The organism is Kroppenstedtia sanguinis (assembly GCF_050433445.1).
Lineage (GTDB): Bacteria > Bacillota > Bacilli > Thermoactinomycetales > DSM-45169 > Kroppenstedtia > Kroppenstedtia sanguinis.
The window spans coordinates 15690-33230 of record NZ_JBNPXF010000030.1; the positions used below are offsets into that span (position 1 = coordinate 15690).

Consider the following 17541-nt stretch of genomic DNA (forward strand, 5'->3'; position numbering starts at 1 on the left):
TTTTACCGATTTCAACAAAGACCCAATGTATCGTTAAAAACTGCTTGCTCCACTGTAAAAGTCCTCCCCAAAGGTTGACTGTTCGGAATCTGGTCCCAATCACAGATCTTGTCATACAGATCATATCGATCATGAAGAGCAATGTTACCATTTGTCTGCATAATAAAATGGATTTGATCCACGGTTTCCATTAAGTCGACTGTCTGCGGCGGCCCCCACAAATCTACTTCTGCTTCCAGATCGTTGTGTTGGATCGTATATCCTGCTATCAGACGGTAAACTGGGATAATTTTCGAAATACGCATTTGTATGGAGGGAATGATCGCTCCCTCATTACCTAATTTTATTTCTAATAGATCGATATAAACTGAAACTGAGGGAAATACACGTCCTCTAACCATAATCTCTTTGATCGGCAGTTTTGTCTGTAGTCTATAAATGTCAGTAGGTAACTTGTATTTCTCCCTACACTTCTTTTTATACCAGTTATCCAGTTCTCTCTTGAAAAACAGTTTCTCAAACAGTTCACCAAACTCTGGGTATTCCACAACAAAAGGAACTCCAAATTCCAAAGTGATACTCCTCCTCTTCATCATCTATCAAATTTCCGGCCCTTTTCACCGTTTTTTGTCTTTTTTCCGGTAACAGGATCAATTTCTTTAAGATGATTTTTCTGTTTGGGATCCCACACTTCTAATGCTCCATGTTGACTGTCCCATTGATACCAATAACCGTCTTTATCCTCCCATGTTTTTCTTTTGTTCCCATTTATTCTTTTCATCCCTTTCGATTTCATAAAGTTCGTTTCTTCTTTTAATATCTTGTGCCCCGCCACGTTCCCCCGTTTATTTAATACATGCCGGATGAGACTGGACACGTGTTCACCTCCCAGACAACGGTTAGAATTTTACAGACTTAATCCTAACTCTCATTCATCTCCTGGTCCGAATGACGATTAAGCAATAGAGAGTGAAGAACAGGACTGGCCATCCTACGGGCGGCATTTTTCCCTAAAAAAGCTAATCATTTTCTGTAGCATTATCTTTCTTTTTCTCTAGTTCGTCCATCTTCCTTTGAGCCTCACCCTTTGTTTTGTCTATAGTTTCCACACGGTCATCATTGATCTTCGATTCTAAAGCACTAAATCTATCCCAAAAATAATCGTGAATTTTACTATATCTGTTATCAGTATCGGTACCTATACCCTGATCCTTTTCTTTACCCTCCAAGAAGAGCACTGCTTTCCTGATATTACCTTCTTCGCGATCTTCCATTTCAACAAACTGATCCCTAATCTTCCATAATCCCCTAAGTTTTTGTGTGTTTTGAGTAGTTGCATCAATTTTAACTTTCATACCATACCTTAACCATTCTCTTGTTAATTTGTTATATTCACCTTTAAAGTAAGACTCTAGTTCCGACTTGGAACTTGCCGAAGTAAATGTCCCTCCACCCGCTTCAGCCACTTCTTTCAGTGCTTGTTGTTCCGCGTTGTTTACATCAAAACCAATGATGTTGACAGTGGCGGAGATCCCATCCTTTTGCAATGCTTCCGCTTCCTTTGCCGGGTTCCCTCCACAGGTCTCCAGTCCATCGCTCACAATATAGACAACGTTTTTGCTCTTTTCATCCGCGTTGGCTTTAAGGATTTCACCAGATTTTTTGATAGCGTCAGCCAAGGGAGTCCATCCCGTTGCATCCACTGATTTCAGCACATTGCTGAAATTGGACTTGTCATATGTATCTAAGGAGTAGATCTCTTCGATCTCGGAGCAAGACAATTACTTATCCTTTTTGTTGTTGCTCCCTTTGTGACCATAGGCGATCAAAGAGACATTAGCTTCTTCCGGGAATGTAGAAACAAAGGTTTCAACAGCATCCTTAGCTACATCCATTTTTCTTCCGCCGCTCACTTGAGCCGCCATACTGCCGCTGGCATCTAATAGGATGCTAATATTGTATTGGTCGAATGTTGGTTGATCTACATCCGTTCCCGGTTTTGCCCCTACTGTATAAGAGGTGTCTATCTTATTTAACGCCTTATCGATGGATGAAAAATCCTCGGCTAACAGGTCCATTACTGTACTATACACTTCTTCCTTTGTGGCCTTCGGATCGATTTTATCCAGTTCTTCCTCCACTTTTTTCTGGTCGTAATTGTCCCCAGCATATTTTCCCGGACTCTGAGCAATCATATCTTTCACCTTAGTTGGTATTTTGGCTTCTTCCTTTTTAGGGTTTGAGCTTCCCGTTCCTTCGGCTTCTTCTGAGCTGCAACCTATAACTAAGAAGATACATAGCACAGTGATCAGGGTCTGAATCCTTTTCATATACAACACCTCATTCCATAATCTCTAACCTACATCTCTTCCCTATGACACCCAGTAAGTTATATCTCTATACGTCTCAGAATATGAAAGGTTTCAGTTAAATTAGATTGCCCAGCAACAAATAAAAAAGAGGGCATCAATTGCCCCCTACAGATCAAAGAGGAGGAGCGATAAACTATCGCTACCCTCCTCCGATCCACAGTCACGCTTATTTCCTCCCCCAAGTGGACCTGCGCTGTCGATTGGAGCTCATAACAGGATGTGATATTACCACAGCTAACAATAGCATTGCCTATATAAAGGAACCTACAACAATTCCAGACAGAGATTGTGTTGCCCAGTACAATAAAATCCCCACTACACCTCCGCCTATGTTCCGTCTTCATCAATCACCAAAGAAAATCCGCACTGTGGTCATCGATATTTTCATATAGTGAGTTTGGCCAGCATTTACTCTTCCACAAAGGTAAATAGTTATTTTTGTGTATATCAATATATTTCAATGTACTTTTCTAGATCCTTTGCAGAAGTGACTTGTGAGACATCGTCTACCTCCAAATAAGCTGTCACATAGTCTCCATATTGAACTTGTTTGGTAAAATCGACTTTCCTTACGCCTTTTTTCAGCAAAGAAGAATGATAATAGTGAACTTGTAAACTGGCTTCGATCCCATTTTGATTTAAATGCTCGATCAATTGATACGCTTTTTCCATCTCCGTCGCTTTATTGCTAGCAGACAGGGTAAGCGGGACATTCACTTTTACTTGTTGTTGATATCGATCCGTCTGTTGGCGTAACTCAGGATAGGTGATCTTGACCGGCGAACCGCTCTTCCTCCTGCTCTGCCACGGTCACGGTGGAATCCCAATTCATCAATGAGGTAAAGGCACTTTCCACATGTGGTTTGATTTCTTCTTTGCCTTCATCCGAAAGCTTATGAAGAAAGTAGGCGTCTGTATACTCCTCTTTTTTCTTACGTATCAAAAAGGAAGAGTCTTTCTCACCTTTCGGATGCCCTTTCATGGAATAGGTATTGGTTTACCAGATGTGTTTAATCTGACCAACCTCAAAGTCCTTTCCATACTTATCTTTCAGGTATTTCTCCGCCTCTTGTTTAACCTGCAGCTCTTCCTTTTTCGACAAGCCCTCAGACATCGTTGTGTCCCCCAACGTAACCTTGGTCAATTCCTCCGTTCCCCAGTCCACTACCCAAGTTACAATCACCGCTATCAAAAACGCCACAATCACTTCGATAACATATGGTTTTCCTGTTGGCTTCTCCCGTTTACCCTGAATGATTTGAATACCAACAACGACAACATCCACCAATACTACGACATACAAGAGATACATCGGGAGCAGGGATACAGTATATTTAAGGAGAATACAGACCAAGTCCAGTCCGACAAACATGATCCCTTTCCAACGCTGCCCGTTAACAAACTGCCCTGTTCCCGGAACCAGCAATGATAACAGTATTGCTAAAACCAGTCTCATCTCGTCACCTTCTTATTTATAAAAATCTTACCTTCTGATGTTCCCATTCTAATCATACTGTCCGTCAAACGACTCCAATGAATGTTCTTCGCCTATCTGGCCGAAGCCACCTTTTCCCACCCCTTTCCTGCCCGGTATAGAGCACCGTATTCTCCCGACGAGATTGGACTGGTATAATCGTTACGCTCTTTTGGCTCCTTGCTGTTACCTGTCACTACTGTTTTACCATAATGGATGTTCGAAAAATCCCTGAAATCAATCGATTCCGTTTCAATCCCTCCAGCACAATTTGCTACTTTTTCTTCTGGCGACGCTATAGTATTCATTTACAACTCCCATAAAAACAGAGAATAGGCATATGATCAGAGGATCATATGCCTGGATCTCAGGTGCGTTATTTTAAGTGGTGTTTGGGGATGACCCTCTCCAACAGAGGGAAAGTGCTGTAACATTACAAACCGCGGATTTCCGAAAGGGTCTGCCATAGCCTGATGGAAGTATTCAGGCCGGCAAGTCCATCGGTTTGTTGGAGTGTGGAAAGATGCAATTATTTTATCACACGGAACAATGGCTCGATATCCTCAGGAGAGCTTATATCTTGTACTTGTTCCGGAGTACCTAAAACGACCATCTTTCTGAGATACTCTTTATATTCGTATGAATTATCTGGGTTGACTTCTTTGATCCCTTTTTTCAGTAGATCTTCATCATAATACTCAACTTGAACTGTAGCTCGCAGTTCCTGTTCCTGAATAAAAGCAACCAGCTGGTATATTTTTTTTGCTTCCAACTCAGGGTCGGTAACATCTTTTATAAGAAATAGATTTATGCTTTGGTCGTAATCATCAGGATGAGTCTCCCTTATTTCCGTAAGACTAGGAACCTTGCCCCGAATGTCGTTCATTTCTTTAAAACCAACACCTACTTTCAAAAAGTGTTTTTCTTCGTTAAATGCTTGATCCACAATAGATTTAGCTTCTTCAGTTGCTTGATCAGACCAAAGCTCATAGAGATAACGATCCTCAAAAGTAGTGATTGAATCATTGACGGATACTCCAAAATTCACTTGAGGTTTACTTTTAGGTGTTGCTACCACACTGTATCTACCCGCAGAGTGTATGTATCTCACATTTTTTACCTCAAACGCCTCATCGTACCTTTCTTCGAGATATCGCTTAGTTTCTTCTTTTACCTTAGCGATTTCCTCAGGAGATTTCTTTTGAAATAACAATTGACCTAAACTCCATTCACCTAAAAATTGAGCACCATACATAAGGGAAAGGGAAATAACCGCGGCTAAGCCCACCTCAATTACCAGCCGACCTCCCCTAAGAAATTGATGATCCTCACTTTTACGTGCAAGGATCACAGCATCCACAAGCGCCCAAATATACACCCCATAGAACAGTAGGTCTAAATAACCATTGGTAAAGGTATTGATAAAAGTAATAATCAGTTCCCCTGAGATAAACAAAATTCCTCTTAATCTTCGTCCCACATATAGTTGACCCAATCCTGGATACAATAAAGACAACAACACGGAAATTACAGTGTTCATGGAATAAGCCTCCTTTTAGGAATTTGGAAAAGATCAGGGTGAAGGGTTTAAGATCTCTTGCACACCCTGATCTGTATTTCACTCCATTCTTACCGATCCACAATATACTCCCGACCGCCTTTAAAATAATCCCCGAAATTGTCTAGGAAATGTCTTTTTGCAGTCGGTAATTTGGTAAGCAGAGATATCGGGTTATCCCTAATCTTTTCTTTCCAAGATCCATCATCCACCCGTTGTGAGTTGTCATTGGGACCACCTAATCGATAAGTAGAGCCAGGATGTTCTCCCCATTCCCCGACGGGGTCCCCTCCTATTGTATAGTTTCTGATTTGGTTGCTGTAGTCCTTCCCTTGTTTTTCCTTTTTATAATTTGGATTCCCAACCAGCTCATTAAACCCATCCCATAAGGTAACTCCTAATCTTCCCAACGGATGTGGGACTACTGCGGATCGAAAACTTCCTTTATGGTCTTTTAGACCAGGAGCATTAAATGTTATTCCAGGACGCCCTGATTCCACTGCCATATATTCGGCCAAGCCCCCCCCAAGAGAGTGCCCTGTGAAAGAAATAGCTATATCCTCTCCTCCATACTTGCTTTTCACATATTCATAAAACTCTTTCGCTTCTTTTGTTTGCTTCATTCCAGCTCCGGTATAAAGCTTGATATCTTCGATTGCATCTTGTAAATCATTTGTTCCGGCATAAGCAATTACAATTTCACCGGTTTCCCGATTTTTGAAGGCCCTTGCCCTAAAACCTTTTTCTCCTCCTTCAACCTCAATCACTTCCCATTGATCCTCTAAAACCTTATCCCCTTTTTGAAGATTCCCATCGTAAGCGAAGTCGGATAACCTCCATAATGCTTTATCTGAGGCTTCAATCTCCGAAAAAGAACGTATTTTCCCCTTTTTTATACCAAGCTCATTTAAAGAGTGTGAAACCTTCTTTGCCCTATTATTACCTCCACTAATCTGTTTTCCATTACCATCGAGATCGCCATTAATAATCGCGATGATCTTATCTTTAATCATCGACTGTCCGTCATTGGCCAGGAAAGAAGTTAAAATCAGTGCCAAAGCCAGGATCCCCACCAAGATGATAACGTATTCCACAGTTGAGGCTCCTCGGCGATTGCATAATGGGCTAAACCTCACCCAATCCCTCTTTTTCATATCTCTTCTCCTATTATATTATTATTTCCCACTCAAAAATGGCATCGGGTCGACAGGTCTGCCTCCGATCTTGACTTCAAAGTGGAGGTGAGCGCCAGAGGAGTTGCCATTGTTGCCGATGGCTCCGATGGGTTGCCCTCTTTTGACGCGGTCTCCCGTTTTCACCAAGGGTTGGTGGGGAAACATATGGGCGTAGAGTGTTTGCATCCCGCCCCCATGATCAATCGTGATATAAGTGCCGTAACTTCGATTGCCAAGATGTCGAACCGTAACGGTACCGGCTTCGGCCGCCACGATCGGGGTCCCCACGGGGCCGGGAAAGTCCTGGCCGGTGTGGCCGGAATAACAGGTGATCCCGCAACCGGGGGCCACGGCTACCGGATTAGCCAATGATCCACCCCCAGTCGGCATAGGCCCTCCTAAACTCCCAAATGAAGCCAATTGATCTTCATCTGGAGGTGGGGCCAATACAGGAGCTTCTGATGAGCTGGTATAGGAAAAAGGAGTTGATTTTATAAATAAGACCGGTATTTTGGTTTTAGCGGTCGCTTTTGCATCCTGTTTCTTGATCTTTACTTTCAGAGACTTCAAATTATAAGCGCTGGTTTTACCAAAGGAGTTTTTCCCTTCCTTTTCTGCGAATTTCTCATCACCCGTCATCGATGCAATTTTAACCGCATCCCGAACTGCGGAGTGGGTGTCCATAATCGCAGCCCCAATCAAAGCCAACTGCCATACTGCCAGGGCAATAAGTACCGCCATGGGAAGAATGGTGACAAACTCGACGGAGGCAGCACCTTTGCGATGATCCGTACTCCATTGCAACGCTTTGTTAAACATCTTCTTCATCGGAACCTCCATTTCGGCGATGATTAAGGAGTTAATGGATTATCACCGTATCTTTCGTACTTTTATAGTTAAAACTCTGAGAGGGGATAAACACCACCTGGATTTTAGTCACCGCTGAAGCTACGATGCGTTTTTCCCGCTGATCTTTATGTTCCTTCAGTTTGAAAGAGTCCAGTTGGTAATAGGTTGTGTTATCGAAAGAGTCTTTTCCTCTTTTTTCAGCCTGCTTCAGATTCCCCGTCGTGGCCGCCCACCTCGCCTCATCTCGCAACAACGTTTCCGTCTCCATGATCGCCATCACACTAACGGCCATCTGCCAAATAAACAGAGCGATCAGCAGGCACAAAGGGAGAATCGTCACAAACTCAACGGTGATTCCACCCTTTTTTTGCTTGATGAGGGAGCCCCATCTGCTCCGGAATAATTGTTTCAACCTGCCCACCCTCTATTCAAAGTCAGTATTTCACCGTCTTACCTCCAGACGGTAACCAGTCGAAATAATAACGGGAGGGACCACTTCCCGTGCCATACACATATCGATCCCGAAAGTACTCTGCAAAGAACAGGGATTGAAAGGAGCTTCTGGCGTTCACTTCAATACGCCCATTCTTGCCGATGTGGATCTCCCCGTGTTTGTCACCCCCATGCTTCTGCACATATTCCCGGACCACATTTTGCAGTCCTCGCTCGTGTCCGGAGATGACCCGAAGCATAAAGTCCCGTTTCTGTGCATCTGTCGACAAGGCGATTCCATCAGCACGGCTAAGCTCTTCGGACATCGCCTGGCGGACCCAGGCGTCCATCTTTTGTGTTGCAGCCAAACTGGCTGCATCCGCCGCCATCTGTGAAGAGGAGTGGGTCATCCAAATGGTGACCAACGTCCCGATAAAAGCAAATAAAAGTGCAAAAATAGGAAGACTGGCCACCCAGAGGGTGGCCACGTTCCCCCGTTTATTCATTACATGCTGGAAGAGCCTGGACACGTGTTCACCTCCTAGGAAGGTATAAAAATGCCATTATCTAGATTTTGAAATCCATCTTAATTTGGCTTTTCAAATACCTAACTATTTCCTATATCTTCATCTCTTTTTTTATCTAATTCTTCCCTTTTCTCTTGCACATCCCCTTTGATTTTTTTCTTTAAATCCATACTGTTATTGTATATTTCTCTGTCTAAGTCTTTATATATCCCCCACAAATACTCGTGAATCTCCTCTCTCCTATTTATGTAATCCTGCTCTATGCTCTCCCTATCCCCTTCTTTCCCCAGATGTTTCATTGCACTCTCAACATTCTTTCTCTCCCTCTTTATTTTTTCAAGAAATTCATCTCTGATCTTCCATAATGTTTTATATTTCTCTTGCCTTCGATCAGTTATGTCACCTCCAACTATCGTTTCATAGCTCATCCATTCCGATTCCAATTCACTATACTCACCTTCAAAATAGGACTCCAGATCCGATTTCGAATTTGCTGAAGTAAAAGTCCCTCCACCTGCTTCAGCCACTTCTTTTAATGCCTGTTGCTCCGCATTATTTACATCAAAACCAATAATGTTGACAGTGGCGGAGATCCCGTCCTTTTGCAATGCTTCCGCTTCCTTTGCCGGGTTGCCTCCACAAGTCTCCAGTCCATCGCTCACAATATAGACGATATTTTTACTATTTCCATCCCCGTTCGATTTCAGGGTTTCACCAGACTTTTTGATAGCATCAGCCAAGGGAGTCCATCCCGTTGCGTCCACGGATTTTAGTGCATGGCTGAATTTGGATTTCTCATAGGTACCTAAGGGATAAATCTCGTCGATCTCGGAGCAAGACAATTGTTTATCCTTTTGACTGTTGCTCCCTTTGTGACCGTAGGCGACTAAGGAAACATTAGCTTCATCCGGAAATGTTGAAACAAAGGTCTCAACGGCCTCCTTAGCTACATCCATTTTTCTTCCACCGCTCACCTGTCCAGCCATACTACCGCTAGCATCCAATAAGATGCTTATATTGTACCGGTCAAATGTTGGCTTTTTCACATCAGTTCCCGGCCCTTGTCGATCATTTGTATAACTGGTGTCTATTTGTTCAAACGACTTTTTCACAGATAAAAAATCCTCAGCTAACAGATCCATCACTGTGTTATATACTTCTTCTTTACTCGCATTGGCACTGATTTTATCCAGCTCTGCCTCCACTTTCTTCTGGTCATAACTGTCCCCAGAATACTTTCCGGGACTTTGGGCAATCATGTCCTCTACTTTAGTGGGGATTTTGTCTCTCTCCTTTTCGGTATCTGAACTTCCTATACCCTTATCATTTTCTAAACCACAACCTATTAAAGCAAATGTGCATAACAGAACTAGTATATGCTTAAATAATTTCGCCAAAGGAAACCCTCCTATTTATTATTATAATTCAGGCATATGATCAAATGATCATATGCCTGAAAGATTAATTTCCTTTACCGCCAACTTCACTCACAATATCCTTTATTTTCTGCTTCAAAGTTTCACCAACACCGTCTTTACCCTTGACAGCAGACAGAATAACCGCACCCAAAGCTGCTGCACCGGCAAGCACGGCTACATACTCAACCGTTGAAGCCCCTTTGCGGTCGACCAAGACCTTGCGAACGGCATCCTTCATAAAGATGTTACCCCGTACGTATGCCTTGATGCATTTCTCCTTCATCACTCTACCTCCTAAAAATATCATAATATCCGCCACAAACCGTCCGAACCAAATTCTCTTTTCTTACCTCACCTCCTTAAAGCAAGCCTTTGAAGGGACTGTCATCTGAGAAGAAAAACTTCAACACGAAGGCTCCGAAGATCAAAATCATAATCGATGGTGTGATCACCAAGCCGGCAACGGCAGAGATCTTGGGCTCTGACTTCCCTGCCTGTTCCTTTGCCTTTTCCGCACGCATATTTCGCATTTCGGAGGCCTGCATCGCAAATGTCTCCGAAATCGGAGTACCCAGATTGTGGGCCTGAATCATGGATTGTACCAGGGTCTCCAGTTCAGAGGAATCCGTACGATTCATCAGTGCCCGATAGGCCACCTCCCGCTGCACCCCGAAGGATAGTTCCTGGTTCAGTCGCGTGATTTCCTCACTCAGGGGCCCTTTATGAGTTGTTACATAGTAATGGAGGGCACTATCCAGTGACATCCCCGCTTTCAGGGTGATACTCATCATGTCAAGAAAGTCGGGAAGCTCATATTGGATCTCTTCTTGGCGTCTCTTGGCCATCATCTTGATGCCGAAGATCGGAATCATATACCCGATTAATGGTCCAAAGGCCAAGCCGAAGGGGGCAAGGGGCAAACCAAGAAGGAAGTAAAAAAATCCGGAAATCCCTCCACCCAAGGCAAAAACGATTTTGGCTCCCTGCAGTCGGTCCACATTCAAACCATAGGGGTGACCCGCTTTGACTAGATAGTCCTTCAGTTCATCAGGGTCACTTAACAGCTCGATCCCCTTGCCGGCGGAGGAGAAGTGATCAAACCAACGGATCAGCAGCTCGCGCCATCCTCCATCGTCGGATATACGCCGGATCGAAGCCAACGAGCCACCTGCCTGCCCTTCAATATGTTGGTTTACTTCATTTTGTTTCTCCCGGTATTTCACGTACATAAAAGCAGCAAGAAGTACACATATCCAGGCGGAAATCACGATTGTTGCGATTAGCATGATCTTCTCTCCTCCCTAGACCCGGATATTGGAAAATTTGCGGACCAAGACCACGCCCAAGACCTGCAGGGCACAGAAAATGGCCAACAGGATCATACCCGGAAGGGTGGTGAACAAGTCCCAAAAACCATCGATCATCTTGCTCAACATAAAGGCGATCAGCAAGGAGATCATCGGCAAGGCATAAGCGGAAGTCCGGGCTTGGGCGGTGACGGCTCGAATGGTTTGGTGAATGATTTTTCGTTCTTCCATGGTCGCAGCCATCTCGCTCATCACCTTGGCCAGGTCGCCTCCCGCACGGCGTTGAATGATGAGGGCGTTGATAAACACCTGCATATCCCGGGTGTTGATCCGCTGCAGCAGATCCTGTAGCGCCTCCTCCATATCACGTCCCAGTTCCATCTCCCTCACCACGCGCCCCAGCTCAGTTTGAATCGGAGCTGGCATCTCGTTGACAACCAGTTGCAATCCCTGCGGGACTGAGAGACCGGCCCGGGCGGCACTGCTTAACAAACGGCACGCTTCGGAGAGTTGATTATCCATCCGTTGAGCATAGATATTTTGTCTCGATTTGAGAAAGAGTTTGGAGCCAACCGGAACCAATCCCACGGTAAGAATCAGGGTGAGTAGCACCGAATCGATGCCGGCCGCCATCTTCAACACAATAAACAAGATGATTGCCGCCCCGAACAAGAGTGACCCATATTCCGAAGGTTTCATTTCCAGGCTGGCCCGTTCCAATTTGGGCTTCACCTTCTTCGCCCAGGATGTACCGTCAATTTTATCCGATAAGGAATCGGACCAACTGGATTTTTCCACGCCCTGGTACATCCATTCGTTCAACATCTCATGGGCTTTTTTTCGTTCGCTGTTCAGGGTCAAATAGTAGTATATAGCCCAAACAGCGGAGACTGCCGCACCTGCAGCTAGTAATGCACCCATATTACTGACTCCCCTCTTCTGCCACGGAGGTAAAGATGGAAGCGTCCACAGGTGCACCGTATGCCTTCAAACGATTGAAGCATTGGGGGATGACACCGCTGGCAGTGTGGAATCCATTCACTTTGCCATCCTGCGACACACCGGTCTGTTGAAACCGGAACAGTTCCACCAACTTGACGGTGCCGTCTTCACGCTGTTGCATTTCGGTGATGGCCAGCATTTTGCGCTGACCATCGGGAAGACGGCCGATCTGGACAATGAAGTCGATCGCTCCCACCAGATACTCCCGGATAATGGAGGATGGCAATTCCGAGCTTGACATCATCACCATCGCTTCCAAACGGCGCATCGCATCCTGTGGTGAGTTGGAGTGGACCGTGGTGAGTGAACCTTCGTGACCGGTGTTCATCGCCTGCAACATATCAAAAGCTTCCGAGCCCCGTACCTCCCCAACAATAATACGGTCGGGGCGCATCCGGAGGGCGTTTTTGACTAACTGGCGGATCGTCACTTCCCCTTTTCCTTCCACATTGGAGGGACGTGCTTCCATTCCCGCCACATGCCCATGGGGAATCCGAAGTTCCGCCATGTCTTCAATGGTCACAATCCGCTCATTCTCGGGGATAAAGTTGGCCAGAGCGTTGAGCAGGGTGGTTTTTCCACTCCCGGTCCCACCGGAGATAATAATGTTCAACTTCGCTTTAACCACACTGGCCAAAAAAGTGGCCATTTCCGGGGTAAGGCTTTTAAATCCAATCAGATCGTCCATCCGGATCGGATCCTTGCGAAATTTCCGGATGGAAAGAAGAGACCCCTTCAGACTGATGGGAGGTATCACCGCATTGACGCGGCTTCCATCAGGAAGGCGGGCGTCCACCATCGGGGAACTGACATCCACCCGGCGACCGAGGGGAGCAACGATCCGATCGATGACGTGACGCAAGGCTTCTTCATCCCGAAAATGGATGTCTGTCTTGTGTACTTGCCCCTTCTTTTCAAAGTAGATTTCATAGGGACCGTTCACCATGACCTCTGTGATATCCGGATCATCCAGAAGCGGTTCAAGGGGTCCGTAACCGACAGATTCATCAATAATACGAGTGATAAGACGATCCCGATCCTGGCGGGAGATCACCACCTGCTCATCTGCCAAATAACGGCCGATCAAGCGATCCAATGTCATCCGCAATTCAACGGCCGGCATCTTGGTCAGCTTTTCAAGATCGGTCTCTTGTAAAAGACGTGCCTTGAAATGGCGTGCCAACTCATCCAGTCGAAAATCACTGGCGGCAGAGCTGGATGGTTTGGCAGAGGTTTTTTGGGAATTGTATCGGTTGGGATCAACTTTTTTGATCGAGTTGGTGGTTCGATTAAAGAGAGACACCCTTAATCCTCCTTTACGATGCGGATCGCTTCGACTGTTGTCCCAACATCGAATCGGCCATCTTTTTAATATCTTTCAGGAAGATCGAGTTTTTCTTCTCCTTCTGGCCTGTCCGCAAAGGGATGCCACGGTTAATCGATTGCTGAACATATCTTTCATCTTCACGAAGATTGGCTGCAATCGGATAATCGAAGTGTTGTTGAATGTCTTTCTCTCTCAATTCGGTTGATTTCCGAATCCGGTTCAAGATCAATTCCAACCGTCCCGTAGGATCCACGCCGATTTTGTCAAATAGCTGCAAAACCTGACCAAACGTTCGTATGGATGGGGAGTCAGGTGTCATGATATAGAAGATCCGGTCCGCTTCTTCCAGCGCTGCATAGCTTAATGTGGTCATCTCTGTAGGCAGATCCACCAGGATATAGTCGTAATAGAGACGGGCAGTGCGCAATAACCGCTGAACATGTTCCTCGGTCACCTGCTCAGCAATTTCAGCATCACAAGGGCTGATCAACACTTCCATCTGAGAGACCGATTCGATGGCAGTGACATTGCGGATGTGGTTGTCGTTCAACTCTTTCAAAACAGGAGTCAGGTCAAAAATGGAACGTTCGTGCTTCACATTCAGATACGTTTCAACACCACCGTATTGCAGATTCAGATCCACTAACAACACACTGCTGTCCGAATCGATCTGTAATGTCTGGGCCAGAGCCGCAGCCACCGTGCTGCGTCCACAGCCACCTTTTCCACTGTAGAAGGTTGTCACCTGCCCGCGCCCCCAAGTAAAACCGCCTGCAGCTTCTGCTTTAACCTTTTGCTGAACTTCCAAAGCCTTGACCACCCGGGTCAACACATCTCCCAGTGCAGTGATTTCATCAGGCATAAACAACACGTCAAATGCGCCCGCCCTGTTTACATCCCGAGCTTTAACAGGGTCTCGGTGGTTGGCCAAAAAAACAGTCAAAGTGTTAGATAATTCATTGGATATGTAGTGCAACAACTGCAAACCTGAATCATCACTTGGCTCTTGCAGAATCACAATGTTAGGTTCCAACCGGGCAATCTCCCGTCGCACTTCTGAAGGTGCTATATGCATATGTTGCGGAAATGTATTGGCGACCCGTCCAATAATCTCCTGCGCATGTCCTTCATCCTCATCAACAATCAATAATTTGATTTTATCGCTCATTCCATCACCCCCTGTCAGTTTCCGGCGGTTCCTTCAGTTGAATGACCTAGATTCACACCATGTTTTTGATCCTCTTTAAGGTCTTTTTTCTGCGGGGCTTTCACCACGCGAATTGAATGGGCAAAATTTTCGGCATATATGAGATCCTGAGCTTCTTTCAGGGAGAGCTCCAAACCGATGGCTTTGTTATCTTTGGCCACACCATGAACCAGCTTATCTTTCAAAAAAAGTTTCGTTACCGGCTTCTCTCTACCGGTTTCAGGATCGGTTTCATAGGAAACGAAGATATCCACCCGATCTTGGGAAGTGAACGTTTCATCGAACAAAACCTGATCCGATCCCCTGAGCAGGACCATCCGGCTTTTGGGGTCATTCAGCTGTGTTGCCGGTCGCAACAGGTTCCGGGTCAGTTGATCTCCTTTGCTGATGGGTATCACGGAGACCTGTCCTTCAATCTGACTCACATTGGTTACCATGGATTGGTTCATGTACTTTTCAGGGATGGACACCGTCTTAAAGTCTTCCGGACGCAACGGTTCACGTGAGTTGATATCCTTGGTCGCCACCAGCACTGTTTGCTCCGAACCCAATCCCGCATACAATTGATTGGATTCCTGCAGAAACAAAAATGCGGCCACAGTGGCAAGTACAATGGATAACACTGCAAATATAACGGCTCTGCGCTTAGCATCTTGCATAGATCCACAACACCCGCTCATTCAGTAGTTATAAGAACGATTCTTCCACTTACTCCTTTGAATCTCATTTATAATAGCAATGAGTTCCACATTTGGCAATATACTATTCGGATAATTCTCCCCCTACATAACCATGAACAGGTATGTCCCCACAGTTCCTGTCAATACGAAGGGCGCAAAGGGCAACTCCGACTTACGTGTCAAAGATTGAGAGGAAAACAGCATCTTCCCCACAATCCACATCGCAGCCAATACATGAGACAGGATGAAGATCGATAAAAAACCTTCCAAACCAGCAGCAAAACCAATCATCGTAAACAGTTTAATATCCCCGCCGCCAATCGCTCCCCCCTTCGTCATAATTGCGATCACAGCCAAAACAAGGAATGCACCCAGTCCCGTTAATATATACTCCATCCAGGAGTGCTGATGACCATATAAGTGAACCCCCAAGGAAAAGGCTACTCCAACCAGAACAAACCGATCATAAATGAGGCGTTCCCGAAGATCCGTAATGGTGGCACAGATCAAGACCAAAATCAGGGAGATGTAAATCAAGTGTTCCGTCGCTGGTAAGTTCATCCCATTTAGCTCCCTTGGCGAACTAAGAATACATTTATTCAACGCCTATTATAAGAATAAAGGCCCGGAAAAACAAGGAAAACATGGTTATTTCCCAGACGATTCTCAGTAATAGATTTTACGACTTAGTTGATATAGTCCTGAAGATTTATATTATATAGCAAAAAGGAAGAACGCTATTCCTGTGATGGCCTGACATTATTGACTTCTTTTATGGATCAGCATACAACAAGAATGGTCCTGGAACAAGCGTTCCCGATATAATTTTAATGTGAATCTTGTTTTTGATAAAGGATGAGGATTTGGTGGTTTCTCATATTAATATTCTCATTCTGAAAAAGCCCCTATTTTCGAAATTGAACATCATTCCGATGTCCCGTCGAATAGGGGCTTAAACAAATTGTCAAGCACTATTTCTTGTGTTGATCCTTAACATTCTTGTAAATCATTAATTAATTCTTTATATGAACCCCTGATAAGGGTTACAACATAGTCAGGATCATACTCATAATGAACTTCCCAATTGATTAGAACGATGGAAGGCGAGTCTACTGATTTGTAGGCAAAGATGGGTCAGAGTCCTCCAAGAGATACATCTCGGAATACACTCCAATTACATGATAAAAATCTTCAAGATCTCCTTCACCTTTTGAAATACATAACATTTTGTCGAATGAATAGGGAACACCATTTACATCAATACATGCACCTGGAATACTTCCTTGATAAACTTTCACCCATTCTACATACTCTTTTGGTAGTTTTTGGCCAACCAATTTCTCAATCCGCTCAACATCTTGGTCTGTCGCAGGTTGTTTAACTTCCTCCCATTTAACCATTACCTAATTCCTCCTATCTACCCCAAATTCGATGACCACCTGTGTGAGTTTTTCCTTAGCATCACGGATAATATCCTAGCAATCACTCCATTGGGTCTGAAGATATACTTCCTCCTGATTATCATTTGAGGAGTAGAAAGTAGAAAAATTACTTGAAAATAGTGTTCTGCATTTCCGCAAATTGTATCAGTTGATATTTTTCAGTGATGGTAAACTAACGCCGGAGGAAATCGTAGAAGAAGCACTCTATTACGAAGCAATCATTACTCCCATTCCAAAAAATAGTGAGAACAAGGATTTTCCGGAGTAGGCATTCTTATCTCCACCAGCCCTCTAGCCACGCAATCTTTTCGATTACCCTTTTTCCTCTTTTGTATTCTTAGTTCCCTTGACCAAGTCGAAGCCTTTGTCAGCAATCTTGCCCCCCGTTTGATGTGCTTAGCTCCATGGGAATATGATTCCTGCTGTTGAAAACTGTCCCGTCCACTCCGCTTAAGTTCACTCCCGAATATATCTTTTTCTGAGATGGCTTCATATCCGGCCTTGATATTGCTGACGATCGACACACTCTAGGAACAAAATTGGTTCCCTCTAAGGATTGTCCAAAATTTCCTTCCAGAATGGCTTGTCTTCTTATTTACTCCGGCTTGTTGGTTGGTTTGAATTGTGGCTTTGCTACGGTTGTTTTCCACTCTGGGGGACTTTGCCTCCATCTATATTCCCGTGATGATCTGTTCGTCTTACTTTTCAGCGTTTGCTACAATTCACCGCTAGACAGGAAGACGAAGTGGGAGCATGGAAATGAACAGACAA

At 44.7% G+C, this 17541-nt stretch carries 22 protein-coding genes; all 22 read right to left on the reverse strand.

The features are described from left to right. Positions 1-11 precede the first annotated feature (11 nt). The 22 genes from JOD24_RS14735 to JOD24_RS14840 all read right to left on the reverse strand — a co-directional run bounded on the left by JOD24_RS14735 (position 12) and on the right by JOD24_RS14840 (position 16728). A complete protein-coding gene (locus tag JOD24_RS14735; protein ID WP_429247205.1) occupies positions 12-572 on the reverse strand; it encodes a hypothetical protein in 561 nt (186 codons plus the stop codon). Between the two features lie 20 nt (positions 573-592). Next, positions 593-877 carry a colicin E3/pyocin S6 family cytotoxin gene (locus tag JOD24_RS14740; protein WP_429247206.1) on the reverse strand — a complete coding sequence of 95 codons (285 nt, stop codon included), beginning with the start codon at positions 875-877 and terminating at the stop codon, positions 593-595. A gap of 142 nt (positions 878-1019) precedes the next feature. Further along, a complete protein-coding gene (locus JOD24_RS14745) occupies positions 1020-1781 on the reverse strand; it encodes a vWA domain-containing protein (protein WP_429247207.1) in 762 nt (253 codons plus the stop codon). Further along, entirely contained in the window at positions 1782-2330 is a 549-nt protein-coding gene (locus tag JOD24_RS14750; RefSeq protein WP_429247208.1) for a VWA domain-containing protein, read from the reverse strand. 489 nt (positions 2331-2819) lie between these two features. After that, on the reverse strand, positions 2820-3044 hold the full coding sequence (locus JOD24_RS14755) for a hypothetical protein (RefSeq protein ID WP_429247209.1): 225 nt from the start codon (positions 3042-3044) through the stop codon (positions 2820-2822). 85 nt (positions 3045-3129) lie between these two features. Continuing rightward, a complete protein-coding gene (locus tag JOD24_RS14760; protein WP_429247210.1) occupies positions 3130-3315 on the reverse strand; it encodes a hypothetical protein in 186 nt (61 codons plus the stop codon). A 54-nt stretch (positions 3316-3369) separates the two neighbouring features. Then, a complete protein-coding gene (locus JOD24_RS14765) occupies positions 3370-3828 on the reverse strand; it encodes a hypothetical protein (protein ID WP_429247211.1) in 459 nt (152 codons plus the stop codon). Between the two features lie 92 nt (positions 3829-3920). Further along, the gene (locus JOD24_RS14770; RefSeq protein ID WP_429247212.1) at positions 3921-4154 is read right to left on the reverse strand and encodes a hypothetical protein; all 234 of its coding nucleotides are present in this window, start codon (positions 4152-4154) and stop codon (positions 3921-3923) included. 221 nt (positions 4155-4375) lie between these two features. Continuing rightward, positions 4376-5386, reverse strand: coding sequence for a hypothetical protein (locus JOD24_RS14775; protein WP_429247213.1), 1011 nt, complete (start codon positions 5384-5386; stop codon positions 4376-4378). A gap of 89 nt (positions 5387-5475) precedes the next feature. Next, positions 5476-6498 carry a Tle-like phospholipase domain-containing protein gene (locus JOD24_RS14780; protein ID WP_429247214.1) on the reverse strand — a complete coding sequence of 341 codons (1023 nt, stop codon included), beginning with the start codon at positions 6496-6498 and terminating at the stop codon, positions 5476-5478. A gap of 81 nt (positions 6499-6579) precedes the next feature. Then, positions 6580-7407, reverse strand: coding sequence for a peptidoglycan DD-metalloendopeptidase family protein (locus tag JOD24_RS14785; protein ID WP_429247215.1), 828 nt, complete (start codon positions 7405-7407; stop codon positions 6580-6582). Between the two features lie 31 nt (positions 7408-7438). After that, positions 7439-7840, reverse strand: coding sequence for a TadE/TadG family type IV pilus assembly protein (locus JOD24_RS14790; RefSeq protein ID WP_429247216.1), 402 nt, complete (start codon positions 7838-7840; stop codon positions 7439-7441). A 22-nt stretch (positions 7841-7862) separates the two neighbouring features. Next, positions 7863-8390, reverse strand: coding sequence for a pilus assembly protein TadG-related protein (locus JOD24_RS14795; RefSeq protein ID WP_429247217.1), 528 nt, complete (start codon positions 8388-8390; stop codon positions 7863-7865). A gap of 77 nt (positions 8391-8467) precedes the next feature. Then, on the reverse strand, positions 8468-9784 hold the full coding sequence (locus JOD24_RS14800; protein WP_429247218.1) for a vWA domain-containing protein: 1317 nt from the start codon (positions 9782-9784) through the stop codon (positions 8468-8470). A 64-nt stretch (positions 9785-9848) separates the two neighbouring features. Then, positions 9849-10088: a hypothetical protein gene (locus JOD24_RS14805; protein ID WP_429247219.1), complete on the reverse strand. Its 240-nt coding sequence runs from the start codon at positions 10086-10088 to the stop codon at positions 9849-9851. A gap of 76 nt (positions 10089-10164) precedes the next feature. Then, a complete protein-coding gene (locus tag JOD24_RS14810; RefSeq protein ID WP_429247220.1) occupies positions 10165-11091 on the reverse strand; it encodes a type II secretion system F family protein in 927 nt (308 codons plus the stop codon). 15 nt (positions 11092-11106) lie between these two features. Continuing rightward, on the reverse strand, positions 11107-12033 hold the full coding sequence (locus JOD24_RS14815) for a type II secretion system F family protein (protein WP_429247221.1): 927 nt from the start codon (positions 12031-12033) through the stop codon (positions 11107-11109). Position 12034: 1 nt separating this feature from the next. Continuing rightward, positions 12035-13417, reverse strand: coding sequence for a TadA family conjugal transfer-associated ATPase (locus tag JOD24_RS14820; RefSeq protein WP_429247222.1), 1383 nt, complete (start codon positions 13415-13417; stop codon positions 12035-12037). Between the two features lie 13 nt (positions 13418-13430). Further along, positions 13431-14609 carry a CpaE/TadZ family protein gene (locus JOD24_RS14825; RefSeq protein WP_429247223.1) on the reverse strand — a complete coding sequence of 393 codons (1179 nt, stop codon included), beginning with the start codon at positions 14607-14609 and terminating at the stop codon, positions 13431-13433. 14 nt (positions 14610-14623) lie between these two features. Beyond that, on the reverse strand, positions 14624-15307 hold the full coding sequence (cpaB, locus tag JOD24_RS14830) for a Flp pilus assembly protein CpaB (RefSeq protein ID WP_429247224.1): 684 nt from the start codon (positions 15305-15307) through the stop codon (positions 14624-14626). A 123-nt stretch (positions 15308-15430) separates the two neighbouring features. Further along, positions 15431-15889 (reverse strand): prepilin peptidase, encoded by a 459-nt coding sequence (locus JOD24_RS14835; protein ID WP_429247225.1) that lies wholly within the window; start codon positions 15887-15889, stop codon positions 15431-15433. Positions 15890-16437: 548 nt separating this feature from the next. After that, entirely contained in the window at positions 16438-16728 is a 291-nt protein-coding gene (locus JOD24_RS14840; protein WP_429247226.1) for an SMI1/KNR4 family protein, read from the reverse strand. Positions 16729-17541 lie beyond the last annotated feature (813 nt).

What these genes read in the sequence shown, in the direction of transcription:
- JOD24_RS14770 (WP_429247212.1), bottom strand. Translation starts at nt 4,154, where the DNA reads ATGAATACTATAGCGTCGCCAGAAGAAAAAGTAGCAAATTGTGCTGGA.
- JOD24_RS14835 (WP_429247225.1), bottom strand. Translation starts at nt 15,889, where the DNA reads ATGAACTTACCAGCGACGGAACACTTGATTTACATCTCCCTGATTTTG.
- JOD24_RS14805 (WP_429247219.1), bottom strand. Translation starts at nt 10,088, where the DNA reads ATGAAGGAGAAATGCATCAAGGCATACGTACGGGGTAACATCTTTATG.
- JOD24_RS14815 (WP_429247221.1), bottom strand. Translation starts at nt 12,033, where the DNA reads ATGGGTGCATTACTAGCTGCAGGTGCGGCAGTCTCCGCTGTTTGGGCT.
- cpaB (WP_429247224.1), bottom strand. Translation starts at nt 15,307, where the DNA reads ATGCAAGATGCTAAGCGCAGAGCCGTTATATTTGCAGTGTTATCCATT.
- JOD24_RS14840 (WP_429247226.1), bottom strand. Translation starts at nt 16,728, where the DNA reads ATGGTTAAATGGGAGGAAGTTAAACAACCTGCGACAGACCAAGATGTT.
- JOD24_RS14750 (WP_429247208.1), bottom strand. Translation starts at nt 2,330, where the DNA reads ATGAAAAGGATTCAGACCCTGATCACTGTGCTATGTATCTTCTTAGTT.
- JOD24_RS14810 (WP_429247220.1), bottom strand. Translation starts at nt 11,091, where the DNA reads ATGCTAATCGCAACAATCGTGATTTCCGCCTGGATATGTGTACTTCTT.
- JOD24_RS14775 (WP_429247213.1), bottom strand. Translation starts at nt 5,386, where the DNA reads ATGAACACTGTAATTTCCGTGTTGTTGTCTTTATTGTATCCAGGATTG.
- JOD24_RS14825 (WP_429247223.1), bottom strand. Translation starts at nt 14,609, where the DNA reads ATGAGCGATAAAATCAAATTATTGATTGTTGATGAGGATGAAGGACAT.
- JOD24_RS14765 (WP_429247211.1), bottom strand. Translation starts at nt 3,828, where the DNA reads ATGAGACTGGTTTTAGCAATACTGTTATCATTGCTGGTTCCGGGAACA.
- JOD24_RS14755 (WP_429247209.1), bottom strand. Translation starts at nt 3,044, where the DNA reads ATGGAAAAAGCGTATCAATTGATCGAGCATTTAAATCAAAATGGGATC.
- JOD24_RS14785 (WP_429247215.1), bottom strand. Translation starts at nt 7,407, where the DNA reads ATGAAGAAGATGTTTAACAAAGCGTTGCAATGGAGTACGGATCATCGC.